Below are 25767 nucleotides of genomic sequence, written 5' to 3' on the forward strand. Positions count from 1 at the left end.
CCCGAATCTCAAAAAATGAAATTATTTATAACAGGAATAGGAACCGAAATAGGAAAAACAATCTGTTCAGCCGTTTTGGTTCAGCATTTTAAAACAGAATACTGGAAACCTATACAATCGGGTGACCTGCATTTCACAGATAGTCATAAAATTGAAGCATGGACAGATATCGAATTTTGTCATCCGGAAACCCATCGTTTACAGCTGGCGGCATCTCCACATCAGTCGGCAAGAGAAGAGAATATTACGATAAATCTGAATGATTTTCAACTGCCTGAAACAGAAAGATCATTAATTGTAGAAGGAGCAGGAGGTCTTATGGTTCCCATTTCGGATACTACTTTTATGATTGATCTGATAGAAAGGTTAAGCCTTCCAGCTGCATTGGTGATCAGAAATTATTTAGGCTGCATCAATCACAGCTTATTGTCAATCATCGCATTACAGCAAAGAGAGATACAATTAGAGTACCTGATTCTTAACGGAGACTTTCCCGAAGATACAGAAAGGGTGATCTGCAGTTTTATTGAAAAAGAAACAAAAATTATAAGGATTCCAGAGATCAATCATACCGATAAGGAATCAATACAAAATGCTGCAAAGCAATTAACAATAACAAAAATATGATAATGGATACTAAAACAACATTAAGAAACAACTGGACGAAAGAAGAAATCGAGGAAATTTATCACCTTCCTCTGATGGAGCTGATCTATAAAGCAGCTACTGTACACCGTGAGTGGCATGATCCTTCTGAGGTACAGATTTCCACATTATTATCTATCAAAACCGGAGGATGCCCTGAAGACTGCTCCTATTGTGGACAGGCAGCCCGTTACCATACCAATATTAAAGTACAGGCTTTATTGCCTACAGAAACTGTAATTGCTCACGCACAAAAAGCAAAAGATTCCGGATCTTCAAGATTCTGTATGGCAGCAGCATGGCGTGAAGTTCGTAACAACCGCGATTTTGACAGGGTTATTGATATGGTAAAAGGAGTAAATGATCTCGGCTTAGAGGTTTGCTGTACGTTAGGAATGCTTACAGAAGAACAGGCTTTAAGATTGCAGGAAGCAGGATTATATGCCTATAATCACAACCTTGATACTTCAGAACAGTATTATGAAGAGATTATTTCAACCAGAACATTTGACAATAGAATCAATACCATCAATAACGTAAGAAAAGCAGGAATCACAGTATGCTCCGGAGGAATTATCGGGCTTGGAGAAACCCATAGAGACAGAATTTCAATGCTTCTGACATTAGCAACAATGCCAAAACACCCGGAGTCTGTTCCTATCAATGCATTAGCGAGAGTAGCAGGAACACCTTTAGAAGACAATGAAAAAGTAGATACCTGGGAAATGGTAAGAATGATTGCTACCGCAAGAATTGTAATGCCTTCTTCTATGGTAAGATTAAGTGCTGGTCGTATAGAAATGTCGGAAACAGAGCAGGCGTGGTGCTTTATGGCAGGGGCCAATTCTATTTTCACAGGAGAAAGAGAAACGTTATTGGTAACACCTAATCCAGGAGTTTCTGAAGATATGCAGATGCTTCAGACATTAGGACTGAAACCTATGATGAAAAAAGAAACATGTTGCTAGATAATTATGAATGATAAATTATGAGTGATGAGCTGGATTATTGGTATTATAGCGCTTATTATAAAATTGGTTTTTGAATTTTTATAAACTGCTGTAATCGGATATGAGTTGGAAAACCCAAGAACGCGAAGATTTTGAAGGTAAATAATATTTTAAAGCGCAATGATTTTATCTCCGATAAAATTGAAAAGTACAAATTTTCATTCTCTTGCAGATTATGCAAATTAAAAAAAATCTACAAGGAAATTTATGATACCTCACTTGCTGAAAATCTTTGATTTTCTTGTGCCTTAAAATTTTCGCAATCTATGATAAAACTTTGCGCCTTTGCGAACAATCCAACATTTCAATATATTCAACTAAATTATTGTTAAATCCATCTCCATCACTCATTTCAATTTTCACATCAATATATGATTAGTTTTTAACGCTAATGTTCACAAAGAAAGATTTTTTATTCTGAAAAATATTTCGTTCGTAAAGCCATTCTATTTAGCAATGCAGAATGTTTCTAATTGCTTAGTGAAACGCCTTCGCGAACTTAAAACAACAGCATGCAAAGTGAAAAACCTAGCGATCATTGCGCTAAAACTTAAACAATTTATCATTTATTTCTACTTTTTAGATCTATAATATGAATACAATAACAAAAGAAATCAGCCTGCAACAAAGAGATAAAGCTGTCAACTGGCATCCTTATACGCAGATGAAAACAGCTGATGATGCCATTCCTATTGTAAAAGGAAAAGGAATTTATCTTTATGATAACGAAGGAAAGAAATATATGGATGTCGTTTCATCTTGGTGGGTTACTTTGCATGGGCATTCTCATCCTTATATTGCCCAGCGTGTTTTTGAACAGCTGAATACTTTGGAACAAGTTATTTTTGCCGGATTTACACATGAACCTGCTGTACAACTTTCAGAGAATTTATTGAAGCTGCTTCCGGCGGGTCAGGAGAAAGTTTTTTATTCTGATAATGGCTCCACAGCAGTTGAAGTAGCTTTAAAAATGTGTATTCAATATGCGTACAATCAGGAAAAAAAGAAGACAAAGATTTTAGCTTTTAAAAATGCTTATCACGGAGATACTTTCGGAGCAATGTCTGTAAGTGAAAAAAGTTTCTGGACAAGACCCTTTGAAAGCATGCTGTTTGAAGTTGTTTTCATTGATACACCCAATGCTGAGAATCTGGACAGTTTACATACACAGATTAAAGAATTAGCCGATGAAGTGGCCTGTTTTATCTATGAACCATTGGTTCAGGGCGCGGCTGGAATGCTGATATATGATGCTGAAGATCTTAGCCAGCTCATGAAATTCTGCCGGGAAGAAGGTATTCTTATGGTACAGGATGAAGTGTTTACAGGATTTGGAAGAACAGGCAAACTTTTCGCAGCAGATTATCTTACAGAAAAACCGGACATCATGTGCTTTTCAAAAGGTTTAACGGGAGGTACGATGCCCATGGGAATCACTACATGTTCCAATGAAATTTACAATGCTTTTCTGTCGGATGACCGTTATAAAACCTTATTTCACGGGCATTCGTTTACAGCTAATCCTTTAGCCTGTACGGCCGCTCTCGCCAGTATGGAAATACTTTTGACAAACGAAACTCAAATGAATATCAACCGCATCACTCATCAACATTCAGAGTTTGCAAAAGCACTTGCTTTTCATCCTCATGTAGAAAAGGTTCGTCAGATCGGGACTATTTTAGCTTTCGATTTTAAAACCGGGAATGGTACTTCTTATTTCAATGAAATAGGGAAGAAGCTTTACAATGAATTCTTACAGAGAGGGATTATTATGAGGCCGCTGGGAAATGTAATCTATCTGGTTCCACCTTATTGCATTACATCCGAAGAATTGGATTTTGTATATCAGAATATTATGGAAGTTCTGGATCAGTTTAGAGATTAAACGGTCCCTTCAAGTAATAATTTTTTAATTTTTTTAAACCTTATAGATTTCAAAATCTATAAGGTTTTTAATAGGTAATAATTTAAAATTAAAGCAATTACTAGTTAGCCTTGGCAGATTCCTTAAAGTTCTTGTTCAGCTTTCTTTAAAATACCAATCAATTCTTTCAATTCTTCTTTACTGAATTCAAGCAAATTCTGATTATAGTGGCTTGACGGAATTTTTATATAATTGACCCAGGATGAAAGTTTCTCCCGGTAAACACTTCCGAATTCAATAGTATTCATGGTGACAAACTTATATTTGGTTTCCTGATTCGCTTTTTCACTTTCTTTCTGTTCCACGGTCTGAAGAGCCTGAATGAGCTTTCCTAGTTCATTCTTATCAATCGTAAGAGTCTTTTTCGATATTTCATCAAAGGTTTCATATTCATACATCATCCCCAGAAAAGTTTCTGATGAATTGTCCGAAGCAACTTTCGTTGCAATTTTTTGAATATTCAGGTTTTTAAACTTACCTACATTAATAATTTTCTTCTCAATTAATGTCCCTTTTCTTGAATTGATAGTAAGCCCGCGAGATGTTGGTATAGATCTTTGAATAGGAGGAGGCGTAATTTGAGCAGCTGCCCATGTACTTGATACAAAGGAAATCACAATGATGATTCTTTTCATTGATAGAATTGTTATTAGTTTTTTAAATGTAAATATACTTACTTCTTAATTAGTTTTTTTGTAGAAAATCTTCCATTTTCAAAAATTGTTTTTGCAAAATATACGCCTTTAGAAAGTTCGGAAACATTAGAATTATTTTCTGTTACCGTTTTTAATAGCCTTCCATCAACCGAATAAATCTCTATTTTATCAATTTTTTCTTTTGATTGATACATTAAATGGTGTTCTATGGGGCTTTCAAAAGTAATTTCAGGATTGTTTTTCACCGTTCCTTTTGTTGCTAATGTAGCAGTGCCGTTTAGAAAATATTTAACAATATTGAATGTTTCTCCATCAGTGCTCACAATGATATTATCATCAAAAACCTTTATTGAATTAATGCTATGATAAATTAAATTAGGATCATTTTCTATATATTCTCCAAATGCAGGATCAACAGCTCCATTCTGATCAAGCTTAGAGATATAATAATAAGTATATCCACTACTATTCGGTCCAGCATAGCCCGCAATATAATAAGAACCGTTTTTTTCATAGATATCCCGAAATTCAAGGCCAACAATTCCATTATAATTGAATGTGGTATCTGGTGTACCATCCGCATTAAGTCTTCCTAAAACAGGTGGAGTCTGCCCCGATAAATCATTTTTTGCATATACAATTTTATCAGCAGAATCTACTTTTATAATACTAGGTTCTCCACTAAACAAAACTTCTCCATTATTACCAAAACTAGCCATAGACTGTCCGTCAAAAGTGTATTTTTTTATTGTGTCAATTCCGAAAAAAAGAAGATTAAGCTGGTTATCTAAAATGATATTAGGAAGATAATTACTCTGAAAAGGATTCTGTTGATAAGTCAATATTTCTCCGTTATTCCCAAAGCTATTGTCTAATGTACCATCAGAATTTAATCTCAAAGTATGAGTTTTCGAGTCGGTTTGTCCAAAAGAATCCATACTAATTCCTGAAACAAGAATTTTATTGCCCTGTTGTATAAGATTAGTTAATTCAAAAGAAACGGATAAATTGGCTAATGCCTTTATTCCTCCATTTCCGAATGAAGGGTCTAATTGTCCATTTGAAAGTAAGCGAACTACATCCAAATAATACGTACTGTTTGTAGAGTCATATCGTTTGAGTAGTAAAGTTAATTTATCATCAGTATGTCTTATCACTCCAACAAGAGAACCATTATCGTAGTTCAAGGCAATTTTACCATTCGTACCAAAAGTCAGATCTAAAGAACCACTGTAAGTTGTCGCTTTAGAAATAATTAATTGGTTGGTGCTGGTATTGTAGGATTTATAAAATACTGAAGTTGTTGCTGCAGTTAATTCTCCTGAATAAGTGTTTCCCGTTCCTAAATATGAGCTTCCTGCTGGAAGAGTATAAATACCGTTTGAAGCAAACGCAGGATCTTTGGAAATAATTTGTGCAAAGGAAGCTTGTGCCACGAGAGTAAGCACAAATAATAATTGTTTTTTCATTGTTTGGTTTTTAATAAAAATTTTTGAGGTTATAATGTAACCTGTGTAAGTATATAATTTTTAGGTTGTGTTTTCAAATGTATGATAAAAATTTTATAAAAGTAAAAAGATGTTCAGGTTTTTGTTTTACACCAGTCCATTTCCCCATGAATGCAATTCAGAAAGAATTGGTCCCAGTTTTTGACCATTATCGGTTAATTTGTAATATACCTCAGGCGGAAAATTGTAGACTTCAATCCGTTCAATGATAAGATCTTCTTCAAGCTGTTTCAACTGCTCAGCAAGTACTTTTTTGGAAACCCGTGGCATGCTTCGCCAAAGTTCTACAAAACGTACTTTATCTTCCTCAAAAAGATTGTGCAGAATCAGCGGTTTCCATTTCCCTGAAAGGATATTCAGGCTCCGTCTTAATCCACAGTTTTTAAATTCTTCAAAATTCATAAGTCAGTTGAATATTTATGGTTAACCTTTTGGTAACCTTCGATTGTTTTATCCTGGTTGAGCAATAGCTTTGCCGTACAAACTTAGTCAAAATGAAATTACAATTATGGCGCAATGCAACATTGCTGTTGAATATTGATGGAATTTCCATCCTCGTAGATCCAATGCTTGGAGAAAAAGGGTCTCTCGGTAAATTCCCAATGGTAGACAACAAATTATTGAATCCTCTGGTAGACCTGCCTTTTAGCAAGGAAGAATTAAATCAAAAACTGGAAAAAATAGATGCTGTAGCCGTTACCCATCTTCATCCCGATCACTGGGACACTGCAGCTATTGAACTTCTGGACAAAAACATTCCAATAATCTGTTCGGATGTCATCTCAGAACAAATTACAGAACAGGGTTTTACAAACGTTTTCGTTGTGAATAATAAACTCCAATGGAGAAACACTGAAATATCTATAACCAAAGGCCAGCATGGAACCGGAGAGATTGGAGAAAAAATGGGAATTGTGAATGGTTTTGTTTTTAAAGCAGATAATAAATCCGTTTATATTGCAGGTGACAGCATCTGGTATGATGAAATTGCAAAGGAAATTGATAAGCATCAGCCACAGCACATCATTGTTGCAGGAGGAGCCGCTACTTTTTCAGTGGGAGATCCTATTATTATGACCAGTGAAGACATTATAAAAGTCTGTGATTACGCTCCGGAATCCACTGTTTGGGTAACTCATCTTGAAGCCGTAAGCCATTGTAAGGAAGACCGGAATTTTATCCAGAAAAAAATAATTGAAAAAGGATACGAAAACCAATGTTTCATACTAAAAGATGGCGAAGAGGTAAACCTGAAATAAACAACAGAAGTTATGGCTTATTTTTTGAATATTCCCTGATAAATAATTTGTATGCTGTCAGTTTTTCTCTTAAATCTTGATTGGAAAGAATTATTATTGGGACACGAAGAATGGTCATTTCTTTTAGAGATTATTCTTCGTACCATGATTATGTTTCTGGCTATTATCATTGGACTTAGAATTTTAGGAAAAAGAGGTGTAAAACAGCTTTCAATCTTTGAGTTGGTAGTTATTATCGGCCTGGGATCGGCAGCAGGAGACCCTATGTTTAATAAAGATGTCGGAATTATTTCATCCCTTATTGTTTTTATTGTTATTATTCTCCTATATTCTATTGTGACCCATTTTATCGGAAAAAGTAAAAATTTTGAAAATCTGGTTGAAGGAAAATCCATCTGCCTGGTAGAAAGTGGCGAATTTTCAATTAAAAACTTTCAAAAAGAAAATCTTGGGAGTGACGAATTCTTTGCAGAGTTGAGATTAAAAGGAGTTTCGCAACTCGGGCAGATTGAAATGGCTATAGAAGAAATATCAGGAGAGATTAGTGTATTCTTTTTAGAAGGTGAATCTGTAAGATACGGGCTTCCTATTATGCCAGGCTCATTAGATAATCCGTTAAAATATATTCATGAGGAAAAGCATTACTCTTGTATATTCTGTGGGTTTACAGAACCTAAAAAAGCGGGTAATGCCGGAAGCTGCCCAAGATGCCAAAAAGAAGAATGGGTAGCTTCCAGCAATAAAAGACGTGTAACCTGACTATACTAATCCTCTACACATTTATTTCTCGCAGCCTTCAATCCAAAATACAACATCAGCATTACTGCAAAACTTAATAAATAAAATGAGCTGTTCCAGGAAATATCCCAATCATGCAGTTTTCCAAATAATGGAGGCCCAAATGCTGCAATCAGATATCCAACAGACTGCGCCATCCCGGAAATCTTAACAGCATTGATACTGCTTTTCGTTCTCGTAGAAAAAAACAGAATAGATAAGCTGAAAGATAAACCGTTGGAAATCCCTATGATCACGGCATTCACATAAATCCACTGAGATTTCAGGAACACAAACATCATCGTGCTTCCGAACATCAGAGTGCATATAAAAAGAATCATCAGTCTCTGATCTTTCATCTTGCTGGCAATAATCGGGCAGCAGAAGGTCACAGGAATCATCGTAATCTGAATCACAAAGAAAACCCATCCCGAACTTTCTCCCTGCATATTAAAATCTGCAAGAAATGAAGGCAGCCAGGCCACCAGACAGTAATAAAATAAAGACTGCAGGCCCATAAAAATACTGATATTCCATGCCTGAGCAGATCTGAACATATTAAAATCAGAAGTGCTGAGTGCTGTTTTCGGCAGATTTGGATTTCTTTTATTAAAGATAAATTCCAATGCTAAAACAAGAAAACCCAATGCCGCAATCACCAGCCATATTCCCAGAGAACCTTTCCATCCAAACCCTGTCAGTTCCCCGATCTTCACACTAAAACCAGAAGCCAAAGCTGCTGTAAGATTCATGGATATGGCAAAAATACCTGTCATAAGACCAATCTGCTTCGGGAAATTATTTTTAACATATCCGGGAGTGACCACGTTTCCAATGCATATCCCTAACCCAATGAATATAGATCCTAAAAATAACAGCCAAAGAGATCCGCTGATTCTTAGAAATAAGCCAAAACTTAAAATAATCAGGGAATACATCAGAAGTTTACTGATTCCGAACTTATTAGAAAATTTGCTGACCAATACAGAGCAAGCCGCAAACATAAACAGTGGAATAGAGGTAAGCAGACTTACCTGAAAATTATCCAGTTTCAATGCATCTCTTACTTCTCCCAATACAGGAGCTACGGCCACAATCGGTGAGCGGAGGTTACTGGAAATTAATATAACTACCAGAACGTTAATGATTAATAAAACATACGAAGCATTCTTTTTTACTTCATTCTTCATCATAATAAAAACTTTTCCACAAAATTAGCACAGTAATTTTGTTTAATTTTGCCAAAGTTTTAACCTAAAACGACATGAACGCTAGCGACAGCATAAATATTGATGATCTGAAGAAGCCTTATTTTGTATGGTTTGAAGAAAACTGGGTTCATGATGATGTTCTTCACCATCATCAGAAAGGTCAGCTGGTATACGTGGAAAGCGGTTTTCAGTACATTACTATTGAAGAAAAAATTTACCTGCTCCCACAAAATCATGCAGTATGGATTCCACCAAACGCCGTTCATAAAACCAATTCACATTCCGAAAAGATCAAACTGATGATTATGTTTGCTGATATCAGGACAAAAAATCCTTTTTATCATGAAATCAATGTGTTTTCTGTACCCCCGGTTTTAAAAGAAATGATAAAATATGCTGAAAAATGGTCTAAGCAGATGAATTCAGATGATGATGAAAACCTATTTCTGAAAGCATTGTTCAACGAACTTCCACGATTTGTGGAGCATTCATTAACTCTTCATATCAGTCTTCCAAAAGATCAGCGTCTTACCAAAGTTATTGAGCATCTTCATCACCACTACCGGGATGAAATTAAAATGGAAGATCTCAGCGATACTGCACTTTTGTCTTTCCGTACATTAGAACGTATTTTCAAAAAAGAAACCGGGCTCACCTTAAGTAAATACCAGCAGATGCTGCGTATCATTAAAAGTCTGGAGTTTCTGAGCGCCGGTCATCTTACCATTTCAGAAACTGCTTATGAAGTAGGATACAAAAGTGTACAGGCCTATACCAGAAGTTTTTGTTCTGTTATGCAGTTCAGACCCACAGATTTTATCAAAACAATTCAATAGCCGTTTAAAGCACGGCAGAGGCGGTCAAAATATAGCTGAAAAGAGAGTTATTGAGATCTTAAAACTTTGAATATTCATTTATATAAAAGCAATTGACTTGTTTGAAAAATGATATAATTCACATTTTACATTATTTTCCACTTCCACAGTCAATATTCAATTATGATATTATTGAAAACAAAAAGGTCTCCACGAATGGAGACCTTAAAAAAACACAAATGATGAAAAAAAATTATTTCGATTCACAAATATAAACAAAAATCGTGTTATGCAAAACATCATAAGCTCATTTTTTTTAAAAAATATCTATTTTAAGTGAAAATAATTATTCTCTAAATGATTTTAGTTTTCTTTAGGATTCCGAAATTCTTTATGCAAAAAACATATCCTGTTAAATATAATTCGCATCCTGATGAATTGTATGCCGTTTTTTAACCCAAATTGAAAAGTTGCAAAAAGTGAATTATTATAAAAGCAAAGCTTCTTTAGTATATTTTTCAAACATATGTTTAACTTTTTTGTGACTCTACTCATAAAATTCTATAGATTTTTTACAGTAATTTCTCCAAAACATATTGCATGAGTCCCAAAAAATTTAAAGGAGTTCCTAAACAAAAATTCGGAGGTTTCCATGATACGGAAACCAGAAAATTATTTGATCAGGACTCTATGGCGTTGAAATTTGAAACATTAAAAGAGCGTTTTTTTTCAGTCAATAAGTGGCAAAGTTATTGTGGAGAAGCATTTGCAGCATTTAAACTTTACGATTTCAATGGCCGTCCCGTGGATCGTGAACCACAGAAAGGAGATTTTATCAGGATTGATATTCCGGGGCCGGGAGAATCTGAGGCCAAAGGATATGATTGGGTAGAGATTACAGATATCTGTTTTTATGAGAACAGCTTTGCTGAAAGTATAACAATGACCTGCAGACCATCCAGAAATCCAGAAGATAAAAAAAACCGCCATATTGCTCATTTTTACAGTTCCGGATCAACCTCTACTTTCATGATATCAAAAAGTCCTGCTCATTTAAAAGCCGCAGTGTATGGACGAAATGAAAGACCTAATCTGAATGCCAAATTCTTTGATGTTATCAGGAATCTTACTATCGCTGCCGGAGGAATGATGGGAGCTGCTAAAATACAGTGGAAACAGCTCAGCGACGGGTTATTGGATTTTGAATAGCTATTTTCTGCCTTTTTTGATCTAGATCAAAGTTTAGTATTTGTTGTACAGGGACCTTTGCACCCGAATATTTTAAACAAAATTTATGAGTACAACATTAGAAAAAGGACAGACTATTAATTTCTTTCAGGTGACTGCTCCCATTATCATTTCGGTGTTTGGGGTTTATCTTACGATAGGAATTGCTCTGGGAGTACTTCCCGGATTTGTCCAGAACACATTAGGCTTTGACAGCATTATTGTGGGGCTTGTTATTGGCCTCCAGTCGTTGTCAACACTTTTGACCCGCGCTTATTCCGGCAAAATTACAGATACCAGAGGAGCTAAGAAAAGTAAAATGTCCGGTGTGATATTAGCGGTTATTGCCGGGATTGTTTATGTACTTGCGGTACTATTTCAGGCTCATCCGCTAACGGCGCTTATCTTTCTTTTACTAGCAAGAATCATCCATGGTGTTGGTGAAAGCTTTCTGGTTACGGGAGCATTAACATGGGGAATAGGGCTTGTAGGACATTCTAACTCCGGAAAAGTAATGACCTGGAACGGTATTGCTATGTATGCGGGAATCGCAATCGGAGCTCCTGTGAGTATCTGGTTGAGTAAAGAATACAATATTCTTCCTGCTTTTATCCTTATAGCCTTACTTCCGCTTGTAAGCTGGCTTTCTACCGCAAAACTTCCTTCTATTCCTGTAGATAAAGACCATGTGCGAACACCTTTTTACAAAGTAATCGGTGCAATATCAGGCCAAGGACTGAGTCTTGCTTTTTCATCAATGGCATTTGGATGTATCGCCTCTTTTATTGCTTTATTTTTTTCACAAAAGAATTGGGGTGACGCTTCACTTGCCTTTATGGTTTTCGGAATATGTTACGCTCTTACCAGGGTTTTCTTTGCTTCATTTCCGGATAAATACGGAGGTTTTAAGATTGCTTTCATTTCTCTGATCATCGAAGTGGCAGGACAGCTGCTGATCTGGATGTCTGCGTCCAAAACACTGGCCATTATCGGATGTGGATTAACAGGGGTTGGATTTTCATTGGTTTTTCCAGCTTTGGGAGTTCTTGCCATTCAAAAAGTAAAACCACAAATGAGAGGAACAGCCTTGGGGGCATATGTTGCTTTTGTTGATCTTTCATTAGGATTGGCAGGACCTATTGCCGGACTGATTGCAGGCTGGTTTGATTATCAGGCAGTGTACCTTTTCGGGGGAATCAGCTGTGTTGTGTCTATGGTTATTCTACTATGTAATAAAAAATAAAAATGGCAAATTCTATAATCAGTCAAGCAGAAAAAACAAAAAAAATACGTTCTGTATTTATCGTTAAAAATAAACATTATCTTACTCCACATCTTATCCGTGTAGTATTTGAAATCAATGAAAATCAGGTTAAAATGCTGACTAATGTACGCTCCGGTTCTAATAATAAAATCTTTATTCCGGCTGAAGAGGGAAGCGCTCCTTTAATAAGAACATATACCAACAGAAAAATTGATCTGGAAAACCGGGAATTAAGTGTAGATTTCGTTGCCCATGGTGATAACGGACCTGCTTCTGCCTGGGCATTGCAAGCAAATTCTGGTGATTCATTGGAAATAGGAATGAAAGAAAGTACAAGACCTCTGATTCCTGATGCCGATTTTTATCTGCTGGCTGGAGATGCAACAGCATTACCCGTTATTTGTGCCATTGCAGAACAGTTTCCTCCTTATGTATCAGCAAAAATACTATTAGAGGTGGCAGGCAAGGAAGATGAACTTATTCTGTGTTCCGCAGCAGATATATCCGTTGAATGGCTTCATAATCCTCATCCGGAAGAGGGAAGCCCGCTCGCAGAAGCTGTAAAATCGGTTCAGTTTCCACCCGGAGTTTTGAAAGAATATGTGTATATCGCTGCAGAATATGCAACAGTACATGAACTTCGTATTTATTTTAAAACAACTCTGCAATGGGATCCTCATGGTTTATATATCTGCTCGTACTGGAAAGCCGGACAGGCAGAAAATATGTAGACCGTTTAGATAAAAATAGTAAGCAAAACCTTTTTATCACTACTTTTGCTTACATGCAGGAACTTTTAGCTTCATATATTAAAAATAGAATATCAGTAACGGATGAAGAATTGAATACCATTCTTTCTTATTTCAAATCTGTTCAATTAAAAAAGAACGAAACGCTCCTTACCAACGGGCAACACAGCCAACGGACATTTTTTGTTGTAAACGGATGTATCCGTATATTTTTCATCAATGAAGAAGGCCAGGATTCCACGCGGTATTTTGCATTTGAAAATCAGTTTGCAACCGCATTAACCAGTTTTATTACTTCTGAACCCTCCGACGAATTTATTCAGGCCGTGGAGGATTCAGAAGTATATTACATTAGTCATGAAAGTTTTTACCATCTCCTGGAAATTATTCCGCAATGGGAAAAATTTTACAGAATATATCTGGAAACAGCCTATGTGAGCAACACAAAGAGACTGATGTCTTTCCTTGTTCAGGATGCCCTTGAAAAGTACCGTCAGCTGCTGAGTGAAAATCCTGTTGTGGTAAGACGGCTTTCTAACAAAATGGTAGCCTCCTATCTAAATATTTCTCAGGAAACCCTAAGCAGATTGAAATCAAAACTATGATTTTTTGTTTGATAAATCTAACATTATTAGTAATAGCTATTATTTATTTAAACCACTTTTAAACTGGCTAAAATTATCAAAAAATTAATACCAGAGCCTGTTTAAGAAAAATTTAAGCCTTATATTTGTACCCATGTTAAAATGGTTCTCCATATTATGCTCGATGATGTATGTGCTGGCTACCACCAATGCGGGGGAAGTACTGAAGGTACCTATGTTTGTGGAACATTATATGGAATACCACGGAAGCTTATCAGAATTTGTGATGGAGCATTATGATAACCACAAACAGGATTCTGACTGGGATACCGATCAGAAACTGCCATTTATCAATCCACCCATTGTACTGACTGTACATGCTCAGCTTCCGGAACTTACATTCGAAATAAAAAAACCTAAAGAAATTACTGTTTCCAGGAAAAACAGTATTTATAAGGAAAAAGATTTCTCTAATTATTACCTTTCTCAGATTTTCCAGCCTCCGCGACTTTCTTAACAGATTTTATACTGACATTGCTTTAGCCTTAAAGCAGTTTATTTATTATTACATCAATTTAACCTGTTGTGCATTATAACACTGTTTATGATGTCTTTACTAAATTTTGTTTAAATTTTTCATCATGATAAGTTTACAACAAAGCACATGAGCATCAGGCAGATATTCTTACTTACGGGTATGATATCTTCTGCTATTTTACAAATAAAGACTTCAGCAACTTTAATAAGACACTTCGGGTTATCAATTAATAGTTTTTCCATGTTAAATAAAATTATTGAGTTTTCTGTAAAGAATAAACTCATCATTGCTCTGTTTACAGTGGGGCTTGTTCTTTTTGGGGTATATGAAACAACCAAATTACCCATCGATGCTCAGCCGGACATCACGAATAATCAGGTCCAGATCATTACCACAGCGCCTTCATATGGTGCGGCAGATATAGAACGTCTCGTTACATTTCCTATTGAACAGGCAACCAGCAACATCAGCGGAATTACCGAACTTAGAAGTTTTTCACGTTTTGGGCTTTCATTAGTAACGGTAGTTTTTGATGATAAGACTGATGTCTATTGGGCACGGCAACAGGTTCAGGAACGTTTACAGCTTGTTCAGGACAACATTCCTGCTGGAATCGGTAAACCGGAATTAGGTCCTATTTCCACAGGATTGGGGGAAATTTTCCAATATGTTGTAAGGGCCAAAAAAGGATATGAAAATGTCTATGATGAAACTGAACTCAGAACCATTCAGGACTGGGTGGTCAGAAGACAGCTTCTGGGAACTAAAGGAGTGGCAGATGTCAGCAGCTTCGGAGGAAAACTGAAGCAATATGAAATCGCCATTAATCCAAACAAACTTCAGGCATTCAATATCAATATCAACGATGTTTTTGGGGCATTGGAGAAGAATAACCAAAATACAGGAGGTGCTTATATTGAAAAGAAAGAAACCGTTCTGTTTATCCGAAGTGAAGGGCTTCTGGGAAGTACGGAAGATATCGGAAATATTCAGGTGGCAGAAACCAAAGAAGGTATTCCGGTACACATTAAAGATGTTGCTTCTGTGAAGATAGGTTACGCGACAAGATATGGTGCCATGACCTATAATGATACCGGAGAAGTATCCGGAGCTATTGTACTGATGCTGAAAGGGGAGAATGCCAACGTAGTGATTGGAAATATTAAAGAAAGACTGGAAAAAATACAGCAATCATTGCCTGAAGGCGTTGTCATTGAACCTTTCCTTGACCGTGCAAAAATGGTAAACAACACCATCAGTACAGTAAAAACAAACCTGATGGAAGGAGCTTTGATTGTTGTTTTCATTCTGGTTTTATTCTTAGGAAACTTCAGAGCGGGATTACTGGTAGCCTCTGTGATTCCTTTAGCCATGCTTTTCGCGATCATCATAATGAATATTTTTGGCGTAGGAGGAAATCTGATGAGTCTTGGAGCACTTGATTTCGGACTTATCGTAGATGGTGCCGTCATCATCGTAGAAGCTGTGCTGCATCAGCTGGCCCATAAAAAGCATTTCGGAAAAGACAATATGCTCAGCAAAAAAGAAATGGATGACCAGGTTTCCGGTTCTGCTACCAAAATGGTGAACAGTGCGGTTTTCGGGCAGATCATTATCTTAATTGTATATCTCCCGATTTTTACACTTCAGGGAATTGAAGGGAAAATGTTTAAACCAATGGCTCAGACCGTTGCATTTGCCCTGATTGGTGCATTTATTCTTTCCCTTACTTATATTCCTATGATGAGTTCTCTGGTACTGAGCAGAAAGAAGAAGGAAAAAGAAAATATTTCAGACCGCGTAATGGGCAAAGTGGAAACAGGCCACCAGAAATTCCTGATAAAAGCCCTTAAATATAGAAAAACCATTATTCTGGGAGTATTAGCCCTGTTTGTTGGTGCTGTTTTTACCCTTTCGAGAATGGGTGGAGAATTCATTCCATCTTTGGAAGAAGGTGATTTTGCAGTTGAAATGAGAATCCTTCAGGGAAGCAATATTAACGAAACCAAAAAAGCAACCACTCAGGCCGCCAATATCCTTTTAACCCAGTTTCCAGAAGTAGAAAAGGTGGTCATGAAAATTGGTAGTGCAGAAATTCCCACAGAACCGATGCCTATGGATTCCGGAGATATGATCATTGTTTTAAAACCTAAAAAGGAATGGACTTCTGCCAAAACATTTCCCGAACTTTCTGATAAAATGAGTAAAGCTCTGAACGTTATTCCTGGATTGACTACCAGCTTCCAGTTTCCTGTACAAATGCGTTTCAATGAATTAATGACCGGAGCGAGACAGGATGTGGTATGCAAAATCTATGGGGAAGATCTCGACAGCCTTGCTGCTTATGCAAAAAAGATGGGAAGTATCATCAATAAAGTAAAAGGAGCTCAGGATCTTTACATTGAGCCCGTTGTAGGTGCTCCACAGGTTGTTATTGATTACAACCGTTCTGAACTGTCCCGCTATAATATTTCTGTAGCTGATATCAACAGGGCAGTCAATATGGCTTTTGCAGGGCAAACGGCAGGCGCTTTATATGAAGGTGAGAAAAAGTTTGACATCGTTGTCCGAATGGATAATGAACATAAAAAAGATATTACCAGCATTCAGAATCTTTTGGTTCCTACTTCTTCGGGAGAACAGATTCCATTGTCACAATTGGCAAAAGTTGAGCTTAAAAACAGCCCGAACCAGATCCAGAGAGAAGATACCAAAAGAAGAATTATCGTAGGATTTAATGTAAGAGCAAGAGATGTTCAGAGTATCGTGGAAGAGCTTCAGCAAAAAGCAGGTAAAAGCCTGAAGTTATCACCTGGCTATACTGTTTCTTATGGAGGAGCCTTTGAAAATTTAAATGAAGCCAAAGCCAGACTCGGAGTTGCCGTTCCGATTTCATTAGTGATGATCTTCCTGCTGCTGTTCTTCGCCTTTGGTTCTGTAAAACACAGCTTACTTATCTATACTGCCATTCCATTATCAGCCATAGGAGGTGTTTATTTTCTGGCGTTGAGAGGAATGCCTTTCAGCATCAGTGCGGGGGTAGGATTCATCGCTTTATTCGGAGTTGCTGTACTTAATGGAATAGTTTTGATATCAGAGTTTAACCGATTGAAAAAGAACGGAATAACCAACACCAACAGAATTGTACTGATAGGCACAAAAATCAGGCTTCGTCCGGTTTTAATGACTGCTTTTGTTGCTTCATTAGGATTCCTTCCCATGGCGATCAGTAACGGCGCCGGAGCAGAAGTACAGCGACCTTTGGCAACTGTGGTTATTGGAGGTTTGATGCTCGCTACACTTTTAACCCTTTTTGTACTTCCTATTCTCTATGTTTTGTTTGAAAATATTAATAAAGATAAAATGAAATTCTCTAAAAAAACCAATTATAAAAAACTGTCAGTTTTCTTATTGCTTATCTCTTTCGGAAGTTTTCAGGCTCAGGAAAACATTACTTATGACCAGGCCTTGGAAAAGGCTTATCAGCAAAACGGAACCCTTAAAAACTCAAAATTAGTATCAGATTATCAGGAAAAACTCAAAGCGAGCTATCTGGATATTCCGCAGCTGGAAGTTACAGGAGGATTTGGGCAGATTCAGGGAGAGGAAACCGATAATTCATTCGGAATCTCTCAAAGATTCAACTTTCCTACCGTATATTCAAAAAGAAAACAGATGCTGGATGCGGAATGGTCTGCCAGTATCATCAATCAGAATCTGACCAAAACGCAGCTTAGTAAAGAAGTTACAGACGTTTTCTACAGAATATTGGTACTTCAGGAGAAGAAAAAAGTATTGGAATATATCAGCCAGATGTACAATAATTTTGCTGACAAGGCCGGGCTAAGATTAAAAAAAGGAGAAGCCAACATTCTGGAAGAATCAACCGCTGAAATCCAGAAAGAACAGGTGAAAGTACAGCTAAACAGTCTTGAAAATGACCTGAATATGGCAAAACTTCAGCTTCAGTTATTACTTCAGTCCGAAACTTCTTATCAGCCTGTTGCGGATAAACCAACGATGAATATTGGCCTTCAGATTTCCGAGGAAATGGTAAAACAACATCCTGAACTTCAGTATCTGCAGCAACAGATCAAAGTAGGAGAGGCCGAAGTACAGCTGGAGAAAAGCAGACTTCTTCCCGACCTTCTTGTTGGGTACACCAATCAAAGTATGAAAAACATCAACAATAACCGTTTCAATTCAGTTCAGGTAGGTGTAGGAATTCCATTGTTTACAAAGGGACAAAGAGCTATGGCAAAGGCGGCGCAGGCTAAAATTGCAATCTCTGAAAATCAATACCAAAGAAAAGAAATTGAACTTAAAAACAGATTGAAACAGCAGCTGAATAATTATATAAACCAACAGAGAATCATTGAAAATTATGAGCAGAAACAACTTCCAAAATCTGAAACTATTTTAAAAACAGCCCAGAAACAGATGGAAGTGGGAGAAATTGATTATCTGGATTGGGTAATATTGGTGAACCAGGCCGTAAAAACCAAAGCAGACTATATTGATCAACTGGAAAAACTGAATCAGATCAGTGCCGAACTTAATTTCTTAATTTCAAAATAACAACGTCATGCATTTCAAGAATATATCAATATACAGCCTTGCTTTACTCCTTACTTTATCTTCATGTTCAGGAAAAAAAGAGGAAGAAAAAACGGTTTACGAAAACACAAAATTTACCAAAAACAATGAAAATTCAGTTCATCTTACAGAAAAACAGATTCAGTCTGTAGGAATTACCACCACATCCATTCAGAACAGGAATATGGAAAAGCTGGTAAGACTGAATGGAAAAGCAGAAATTGCACCATCCCATATCAGTTCGGTTTCCAGTATTATGGGCGGACATATTAAATCTATCAACGTAATTAATGGAAGTCATTTCAACAAAGGCCAGGTTCTCGCCGTTGTAGAAGATCCACAGTTTATACAGCTTCAGCAGGATTATCTGGTGACAAAAGCACAGCTTGAAGCGGCAAGATTGAACTTTAACCGCCAGAAAGACCTTAATACGAGTAAAGCAAGCAGTGATAAGACTATGCAGACCGCTCAGGCAGATTATTCTACACTGAATGCTACTTTAAGAGGGCTCGAAGAAAAACTCAGAATCATCGGAATCAATGCCAAAGGTTTGAGTACCGGAAATATCCGAAGTAAAATCAATATTTATGCTCCGTTTACCGGTTTTGTAAGCAAGATTCTTGTGAACAATGGACAATACATCAATCCGGCAGATACATTATTTGAGCTGATCAATCCGACAGGATTACTTTTGGAGTTAAAAGTATTTGAAAATGATGTGAATGATGTGAAAGTGGGCCAGGAAATTTTAGTGTACAACAATCAGAATCCGGATGTAAAATCCAACGCCAGAATCGTCAGTGTAGTTCCAAGTATTGAAAATGGGGGATCTGCAACGGCAATTGCTAAATTGTCTTCGGTAAATTCTGAATTTGTAAAGGGAATGTACATCAATGCTGAAGTAAATATCAGCAGCCGTTACACACAAGGGCTCCCCAACGAAGCGATAGTATCTTTTGAAAACAAAAATTATGTTTTTGAAGATCTAGGAAAATCCAATTACAAAATGATTCCGGTAGTAACGGGAATTTCTGATGATCGGTTTACAGAGATATTAAAAGCCGATGTTTTAAAGGATAAGAAAATCGTGCAGAAAGGAGCTTACAGCCTTCTGATGATGCTTAAAAACAAAGCAGAATAATTAAGTAAAGTCACAAAAGCTTTTACTTTGAAACATCTTAATTAGGCAAGCTAAAATGATGACGCAGAAAATTTCACATAAGCGAAAATCAAAGATTTTCAAAAACTTAGGTGTACTTATTATGTTTAAGCAAGGTTCTTATGAAAGACTTAAGTGTAAAAAACTTTTGTGACTTTTGCGGTTAAAATAAACATACAAGAAAAAAAGATCAGTTATCCGGCTGATCTTTTTTATTTCAAACAATTGAAAAAAAATGATATTTGACATGTTTTTCATTTTAAAAAATATTATTTAATGCATAATTCATTTTAAAATAATACATTTAAGAAGTGAATAGTTTTTAAAGGATTTTTTAGATGAATAAGAAAAGAACTTTTATCGAAAATTTATGACAAAAAAACCTTTGCACAATTTCCATATTCCGGTAATGGGACTGGCTTACACCATAGACAGCCCGATCCGTGTTGCCCAATATGGAATTTCTTCTGTGATCTCCATCATTGATGATGAAATTCTGGAAAAGATGAAAAACTTTTATAATAAAAAGTTTAATCTCGACTATTTTGGAATCTCAACAAAGACAGATGATTACAGGGCAAAAAGAATTACTGCCTATCTGGATATGGTAGATGATATCGTGAATGAAAAATTTGAATCTTTCAAACAGGAAATCAGCAAAAATACTGAGGCATTAAAAGACTTTATGGCCATACTTCCGAATACTTCGGACCTTAAAAACGGACTTCAGAATCTTATCAATCAAAAAGATAACTGGAGCTCCAACATCAAGAACTTCATAGAATCTAACCTAAAACCGGGAAGTATTGACGTCAATATCATGACGAAAGTGGATAAAGACAATTATCAGAACAACGAACAGCTTCCGGTAATGTATAATGACGCCCATGCTTCACTGCGAGGATTTGCCAAAAGCAAACTGTCATCATCAATGGTTCTTTCTGCTGGAATGAATCCTCGCCTTTACAGCTATATGGAAGAGTTTGAAGACTTTTATCCTGATGAAAACGGAAATATTAAAAAGAAGATCATCCTTAAAGTAAGCGACTTCCGTTCTGCAATGATCCAGGGAAATTTTCTGGCTAAAAAAGGATTGTGGGTCTCAGAATACAGAATAGAATCCGGATTGAATTGCGGAGGACATGCCTTTGCAACCGAAGGAATGCTTCTTGGTCCAATCATGGAAGAATTTAAGCAGAAAAAAAATGAGCTTATACAGTCAGCATATGCCTTAATGACAGCTGCTTTGGAACAAAAAGGAAAATGTACTGTTTCCGAACCTCTGGAAATGAAAATTACCGTTCAGGGCGGAGTAGGAACTTCCGAAGAACATGAGTTTTTGCTGTCTAATTATCATGTAGACAGTGTAGGATGGGGCTCACCATTTTTACTGGTACCAGAAGCAACCTCTGTAGATACCGAAACCCGGAATCTGCTCGTAAAAGCAAAAGAACAGGATCTGTATCTGAGTAATATTTCGCCATTGGGAGTTCCTTTCAACACGGTAAAAGGTACCTCTAATGAAACATTGAAATATGAAAAAGAAGCCAAAGGTAAATATGGAAGTTCATGTCCCAAAAAGCTGTTGGCATTAAGCAAAGAATTCTCTCCGGAGGGAACCTGCACCGCTTCTAAAAAATATCAGGATATAAAACTGAAAGAACTGTATACTGACCGGGAAACCTTAACAGAAAAGGAGTTCGATAGAAGAAAGTCTCAAATAACCGATAAAGCATGTTTGTGTGTAGGACTTGTGAATGCGGCATATATGGAGCAAAATCTTGAAATCAAAGGAGAAAAACAAGGTGTTGTGATATGTCCCGGACCCAATATCGCCTTTTTTGATAAAGAAGTTTCACTTTCGGAGATGATAAAACATATTTATGGAAAAACCAATATTCTTTCCCATACCCAACGCCCGAATATGTTCATCAATGAACTGAAAATGTATGTTGAGTATCTGAGAAAGGAAATCACATCATCAGTAGAGATTACTCATTCCCAAACAAAAAAATGGAATACTTTCAAGAAAAATATACTTGAAGGAATAGAATATTATCATGATCTTTTTAAAGGATCATCATTCTTCAGCAACGGATTATCAACCATCAACCTGCAATTACAGGAGTATAAACTTCAGCTTACTTCTATTGAGGTTCCACAGGTTGAAAAATAACCGTATTTTTTAATTGATAGATAATAAAAACAGCTTTCAACGCGGAGGCTGTTTTTGTTTTTTTCTGTTTTGTTGAAGAATCGTACAGATGCTAGATTTATAATAGTATGCCTAATTTTAGGCGATAAAAAATCAAAATTTTCAATAAACGTGTGTCTAGTTTTACAGCATACAATTTTATCGGAGATAAATCCTTGCGCCTGATAAACGATGTTACAGATAAAAATTCTTTGCGTCTTTGCATTTATCCAACTTCTAATTATTTCATAAAATATGAAAACAAATTTTGCTTTTTCTAATAAATGTTGGAATATCGCAAAGACGCAAAGGGTCTAATATTACTTTATAAATTTAAGGCGCTAGAAAATCAAAGATTTTCAGCAAGCGTGTGTCTAATTTTTACAGCATACAATTTTATCGGAGATAAAATCCTTGCGCCTTATAAACGATGTTACAGATAAAAATTCTTTGCGTCTTTGCGTTTTCCTAACTTCTAATTATTTCAAAAATAATAATCAAAAAAATCGTGTAAACATCAGTATTTTCATTAATAATAACTATAATGGGAATGGCTATTTTGAATATCCTCAGGGCTTAATATTCCTTACCTTAGAGGTCACTTAGTAAAATTATTTTTATGGAAAAAAGAAAGATCAAGAACACCGATTTAACGATTGCGCCAATCAATTTCGGAGGAAATGTTTTTGGATGGACGCTGGATGAAAAACAGTCTTTTGATATACTGGACCGCTTTACAGAAGCAGGATTCAATTTTGTAGATACTGCAGATACTTATTCATGGTGGGTAAATGGCAATGGGGGACAGTCTGAGGAGATCATCGGAAAGTGGATGAAAAGCCGTTCTAACCGTAATGATATCGTTCTGGCAACCAAAGTAGGTTCTGAAACCAAAGAACATGGCTATGATATCAGCAGAAAACACATTTTACAATCAGTAGATGAGTCGCTGAAAAGGCTTCAGACCGATCATATTGATCTTTATTATACCCATTTTGATGACAATATCACTCCGGTAGAAGAAACACTTTCGGCTTATGATGAGATCATTAAGGCTGGAAAAGTTCGTTATATTGCGGCTTCCAATTTATCACCTGAGCGATTAAAAGCATCATTTGAAGCCGCAGAAAAGAATAATCTTCCCAAATATGTTGCATTACAGCCTCACTATAATCTGATGGAAAGAGAAGGTTTTGAGGGAAATTATGCACCTCTGGCAGAACAGTTTGATTTAAGCGTATTTCCTTATTGGTCTCTTGCTGCTGGTTTTCTAACGGGTAAATACCGTGATGAAGCAGATCTTGTGAAAAGTGCGAGAGGAGAGGGCGTAAGAAAATATTTAAATGATAAAGGGCTTAAAGTATTAAAAGCACTGGATCAGGTAAGCGCAAAACACAATACTACCCAGGGAACGGTTTCTCTGGCATGGCTGTTATCCAATCCTTTAATCACGGCGCCCATTGTAAGTGCTACAAGTGCGTCACAGCTTGAAACAGTATTCAATGCTCCAAAACTTATTCTGGATCAGGAAGATATTGATTTATTGAATAAAGCGAGCAACTAATTTTTCAACTTTCATTATAGACTAAAATTAAATCCGTTCAGTGATGAACGGATTTTTTATGATGTGACGACGCTAACCACCCCGTCAAAAATTCTTTGAATTTTCGCCACCCCTCCAAAGGAAGGGAATTCAGGTTTTCGGTTGTTATATTCAACATTTAATATTAATCAGAATATTCTTTCAACAGCTGTCTGTAGCTCATCAATATTGAAGATTTTGAAATAAAGCCTACAAAATCATTATTTTCGCTCACTACCGGAAGATTCCATACGCCTGTATCATCAAAAGTCTGAAGAATATCCAGCGGTTTATTTTCACGGTGCAGGATAGCCGGTGGAGTTTTCATAATCTGGGCAACCAATTGGGAAGCATCCATTTCTTTATTAAAAAGATAAGGTCTTATATCATCTAACGTAAGAACTCCTCTCAGTTTTCTGTTTTCATCCACAACGGCAAAAATATTTTTGTCGCCATTCTTTACCATTTCAAAAAGTTCTGTAACAGGAGCATTTTCATTAATTGTCTGTGAATATTTATCAATAAAATCTTCAGTTCTCAAAGCAAAAAGAAGGTTTTTATCATGTTTATTGGTGAAAATCTTTCCTTCATCTGCTAATGATTTCAGTTCCGGAGAAATTGGGGAAAACCATTTGGCAATAAGGTAAGACATCACAGAAACAATCATCAGAGGAATGAACAAATCATACCCGAAGCTGGATTCAGCAATCAGAAATATTGCTGTAAGAGGAGCATACAAAACGCCGCTCATTGCTCCGGCCATTCCTACCAGAACAAGATTCGTTACAGGAACATCTGTAAAACCTATATGCTGGCAAACCAAAGCAAATAAGTAGCCTAAAGTTCCTCCTGCAAAAAGGGATGGAGCAAAATTACCTCCGTTACCTCCGCTGAATATCGTAAAAGAAGTGGCAAATGCTTTTAACAGCAATACCAGAACTAAAAATATAATAATGGTCCATTCTCCGATCTCAAAATATCTGAAAAAACTGTTTTCAATAATAGAATGGGTATTTCCGTTGGTAAATGCTTTCACCGTTTCATATCCTTCTCCGAATAAGGGAGGAAAAAGAACACACAATAATGAAAGTACAGCGCCTCCAAACATTGCTTTACGCATTCTGGAAAGCTGAAGCCCTTTTATAAAATGTTCTACTTTTTGAGAAATAATTACAAAATAACGGGCATACAAGCCTGTTACAATTCCTAAGATAAGGTAATAAGGAACATTTTTATAGTTGAACGCATCTCTTGTATAAAACCTGAAAAGAACATCTTCCTGAAGCAAAATCCTCGACAAAAGACTTCCGCAGACAGCAGCCACAACCAAAGGAATAAAGTCTGTAAAAACCACTCCCGTCAACAGAATTTCAAAGGCAAACATAATTCCGGCAATAGGCGCATTGAATGCCGATGCAATCCCTGCTGTAGCACCTGCAGCCAGCAATAAAGTACGTTCTTTATAACTTAATCTGTAGGTTTGTGCATAGTTTGAGCCAATAGCAGCTCCGGTAACGGCTATAGGACTTTCCAGCCCTGCTGAACCTCCCAACCCTACGGTAACCGCACTTTGTATCACCTGAGAATACATTTTAACGGAAGCTACGATACTGGAATTCTGTGCAATTTCATAGAGAATGGCCCCGATACCTTTACGATCCTGTCCTTTGAACAATGTCAGAACAATCATTGTGGTAAGAACAATTCCTAAAAAAGGAAAAACAATATAGAACAGTATCTGATATTCAAAGTGGACTTTATTGGTAATAAAATTGTGGATGTAGTGTACCAACGTTTTCAGAATAACTCCTGCAAGACCCGCCGTACAGCCTACCAGAATCCCGGAAAGAACAAGAAACTGATTTCGGCTCAGCCTGTTGTTCAGCCAATGCAGAATAAGCTCATAGCTGCGTGCTTTTTCTAATCCGTATTTCTGGAAATCTCTTTTAAATTTAAGGAAGCTCAGGTACTTTTTTTTGTTGTGAATTTTCACCTTGGAAACATTTTTATGCTGCTATGAATAGATACAGCTCCGTAAATTTATGAAATATCTTACAAAAACACCTAAA

General features: G+C 36.6%; 20 protein-coding genes. 15 read left to right on the forward strand and 5 right to left on the reverse strand.

Annotated elements, in window-relative coordinates; genetic code table 11:
• Positions 1 to 15: 15 nt before the first annotated feature.
• From bioD to bioA, 3 genes are all read left to right on the forward strand, one after another.
• Complete coding sequence (gene bioD, locus LC457_RS15060) at positions 16 to 627, forward strand: dethiobiotin synthase (protein ID WP_223600615.1); 612 nt, start codon at positions 16 to 18, stop codon at positions 625 to 627.
• A gap of 2 nt (positions 628 to 629) precedes the next feature.
• Complete coding sequence (gene bioB, locus LC457_RS15065) at positions 630 to 1613, forward strand: biotin synthase BioB (RefSeq protein ID WP_142716947.1); 984 nt, start codon at positions 630 to 632, stop codon at positions 1611 to 1613.
• 634 nt (positions 1614 to 2247) lie between these two features.
• Positions 2248 to 3540, forward strand: coding sequence for an adenosylmethionine--8-amino-7-oxononanoate transaminase (gene bioA, locus LC457_RS15070; protein WP_223600616.1), 1293 nt, complete (start codon positions 2248 to 2250; stop codon positions 3538 to 3540).
• Between the two features lie 122 nt (positions 3541 to 3662).
• On the opposite strand, the gene LC457_RS15075 is transcribed toward bioA, so the two are convergent.
• The 3 genes from LC457_RS15075 to LC457_RS15085 form a co-directional block, all read right to left on the reverse strand.
• A complete protein-coding gene (locus LC457_RS15075) occupies positions 3663 to 4214 on the reverse strand; it encodes a hypothetical protein (RefSeq protein ID WP_223600617.1) in 552 nt (183 codons plus the stop codon).
• A 38-nt stretch (positions 4215 to 4252) separates the two neighbouring features.
• Positions 4253 to 5704 carry a T9SS type A sorting domain-containing protein gene (locus LC457_RS15080; RefSeq protein ID WP_223600618.1) on the reverse strand — a complete coding sequence of 484 codons (1452 nt, stop codon included), beginning with the start codon at positions 5702 to 5704 and terminating at the stop codon, positions 4253 to 4255.
• Positions 5705 to 5830: 126 nt separating this feature from the next.
• Complete coding sequence (locus LC457_RS15085) at positions 5831 to 6145, reverse strand: helix-turn-helix domain-containing protein (RefSeq protein ID WP_223600619.1); 315 nt, start codon at positions 6143 to 6145, stop codon at positions 5831 to 5833.
• Between the two features lie 92 nt (positions 6146 to 6237).
• Between LC457_RS15085 and LC457_RS15090 the strand changes: the two genes are divergently transcribed.
• Positions 6238 to 7002, forward strand: a complete 765-nt coding sequence (locus LC457_RS15090; RefSeq protein ID WP_223600620.1) for an MBL fold metallo-hydrolase — start codon at positions 6238 to 6240, stop codon at positions 7000 to 7002.
• 51 nt (positions 7003 to 7053) lie between these two features.
• Positions 7054 to 7761 (forward strand): DUF421 domain-containing protein, encoded by a 708-nt coding sequence (locus LC457_RS15095; RefSeq protein ID WP_223600621.1) that lies wholly within the window; start codon positions 7054 to 7056, stop codon positions 7759 to 7761.
• Positions 7762 to 7766: 5 nt separating this feature from the next.
• On the opposite strand, the gene LC457_RS15100 is transcribed toward LC457_RS15095, so the two are convergent.
• Complete coding sequence (locus LC457_RS15100; protein ID WP_223600622.1) at positions 7767 to 8972, reverse strand: MFS transporter; 1206 nt, start codon at positions 8970 to 8972, stop codon at positions 7767 to 7769.
• A 71-nt stretch (positions 8973 to 9043) separates the two neighbouring features.
• Here LC457_RS15100 and LC457_RS15105 point away from each other — a divergent pair, with 71 nt between their 5' ends.
• From LC457_RS15105 to LC457_RS15150, 10 genes are all read left to right on the forward strand, one after another.
• A complete protein-coding gene (locus LC457_RS15105) occupies positions 9044 to 9826 on the forward strand; it encodes an AraC family transcriptional regulator (protein ID WP_223600623.1) in 783 nt (260 codons plus the stop codon).
• Between the two features lie 579 nt (positions 9827 to 10405).
• Positions 10406 to 11014, forward strand: a complete 609-nt coding sequence (locus LC457_RS15110; RefSeq protein ID WP_223600624.1) for a hypothetical protein — start codon at positions 10406 to 10408, stop codon at positions 11012 to 11014.
• A gap of 85 nt (positions 11015 to 11099) precedes the next feature.
• Entirely contained in the window at positions 11100 to 12275 is a 1176-nt protein-coding gene (locus LC457_RS15115; protein ID WP_223600625.1) for an MFS transporter, read from the forward strand.
• A 2-nt stretch (positions 12276 to 12277) separates the two neighbouring features.
• Positions 12278 to 13027: a siderophore-interacting protein gene (locus LC457_RS15120; RefSeq protein ID WP_223600626.1), complete on the forward strand. Its 750-nt coding sequence runs from the start codon at positions 12278 to 12280 to the stop codon at positions 13025 to 13027.
• A 53-nt stretch (positions 13028 to 13080) separates the two neighbouring features.
• Positions 13081 to 13650, forward strand: coding sequence for a Crp/Fnr family transcriptional regulator (locus LC457_RS15125; protein ID WP_223600985.1), 570 nt, complete (start codon positions 13081 to 13083; stop codon positions 13648 to 13650).
• Between the two features lie 133 nt (positions 13651 to 13783).
• Positions 13784 to 14146 (forward strand): hypothetical protein, encoded by a 363-nt coding sequence (locus LC457_RS15130; RefSeq protein WP_223600627.1) that lies wholly within the window; start codon positions 13784 to 13786, stop codon positions 14144 to 14146.
• A 261-nt stretch (positions 14147 to 14407) separates the two neighbouring features.
• The gene (locus tag LC457_RS15135; protein ID WP_223600628.1) at positions 14408 to 18745 is read left to right on the forward strand and encodes a CusA/CzcA family heavy metal efflux RND transporter; all 4338 of its coding nucleotides are present in this window, start codon (positions 14408 to 14410) and stop codon (positions 18743 to 18745) included.
• A gap of 7 nt (positions 18746 to 18752) precedes the next feature.
• On the forward strand, positions 18753 to 19904 hold the full coding sequence (locus tag LC457_RS15140) for an efflux RND transporter periplasmic adaptor subunit (RefSeq protein ID WP_223600629.1): 1152 nt from the start codon (positions 18753 to 18755) through the stop codon (positions 19902 to 19904).
• Positions 19905 to 20292: 388 nt separating this feature from the next.
• Positions 20293 to 22098, forward strand: a complete 1806-nt coding sequence (locus tag LC457_RS15145; RefSeq protein WP_223600630.1) for a hypothetical protein — start codon at positions 20293 to 20295, stop codon at positions 22096 to 22098.
• 637 nt (positions 22099 to 22735) lie between these two features.
• On the forward strand, positions 22736 to 23680 hold the full coding sequence (locus tag LC457_RS15150) for an aldo/keto reductase (protein ID WP_223600631.1): 945 nt from the start codon (positions 22736 to 22738) through the stop codon (positions 23678 to 23680).
• A 163-nt stretch (positions 23681 to 23843) separates the two neighbouring features.
• On the opposite strand, the gene LC457_RS15155 is transcribed toward LC457_RS15150, so the two are convergent.
• Positions 23844 to 25691, reverse strand: coding sequence for a chloride channel protein (locus LC457_RS15155; RefSeq protein WP_223600632.1), 1848 nt, complete (start codon positions 25689 to 25691; stop codon positions 23844 to 23846).
• Between the last annotated feature and the right edge of the window lie 76 nt (positions 25692 to 25767).

The organism is Chryseobacterium sp. GVT01B, assembly GCF_019970045.1.
Lineage (GTDB): Bacteria > Bacteroidota > Bacteroidia > Flavobacteriales > Weeksellaceae > Chryseobacterium.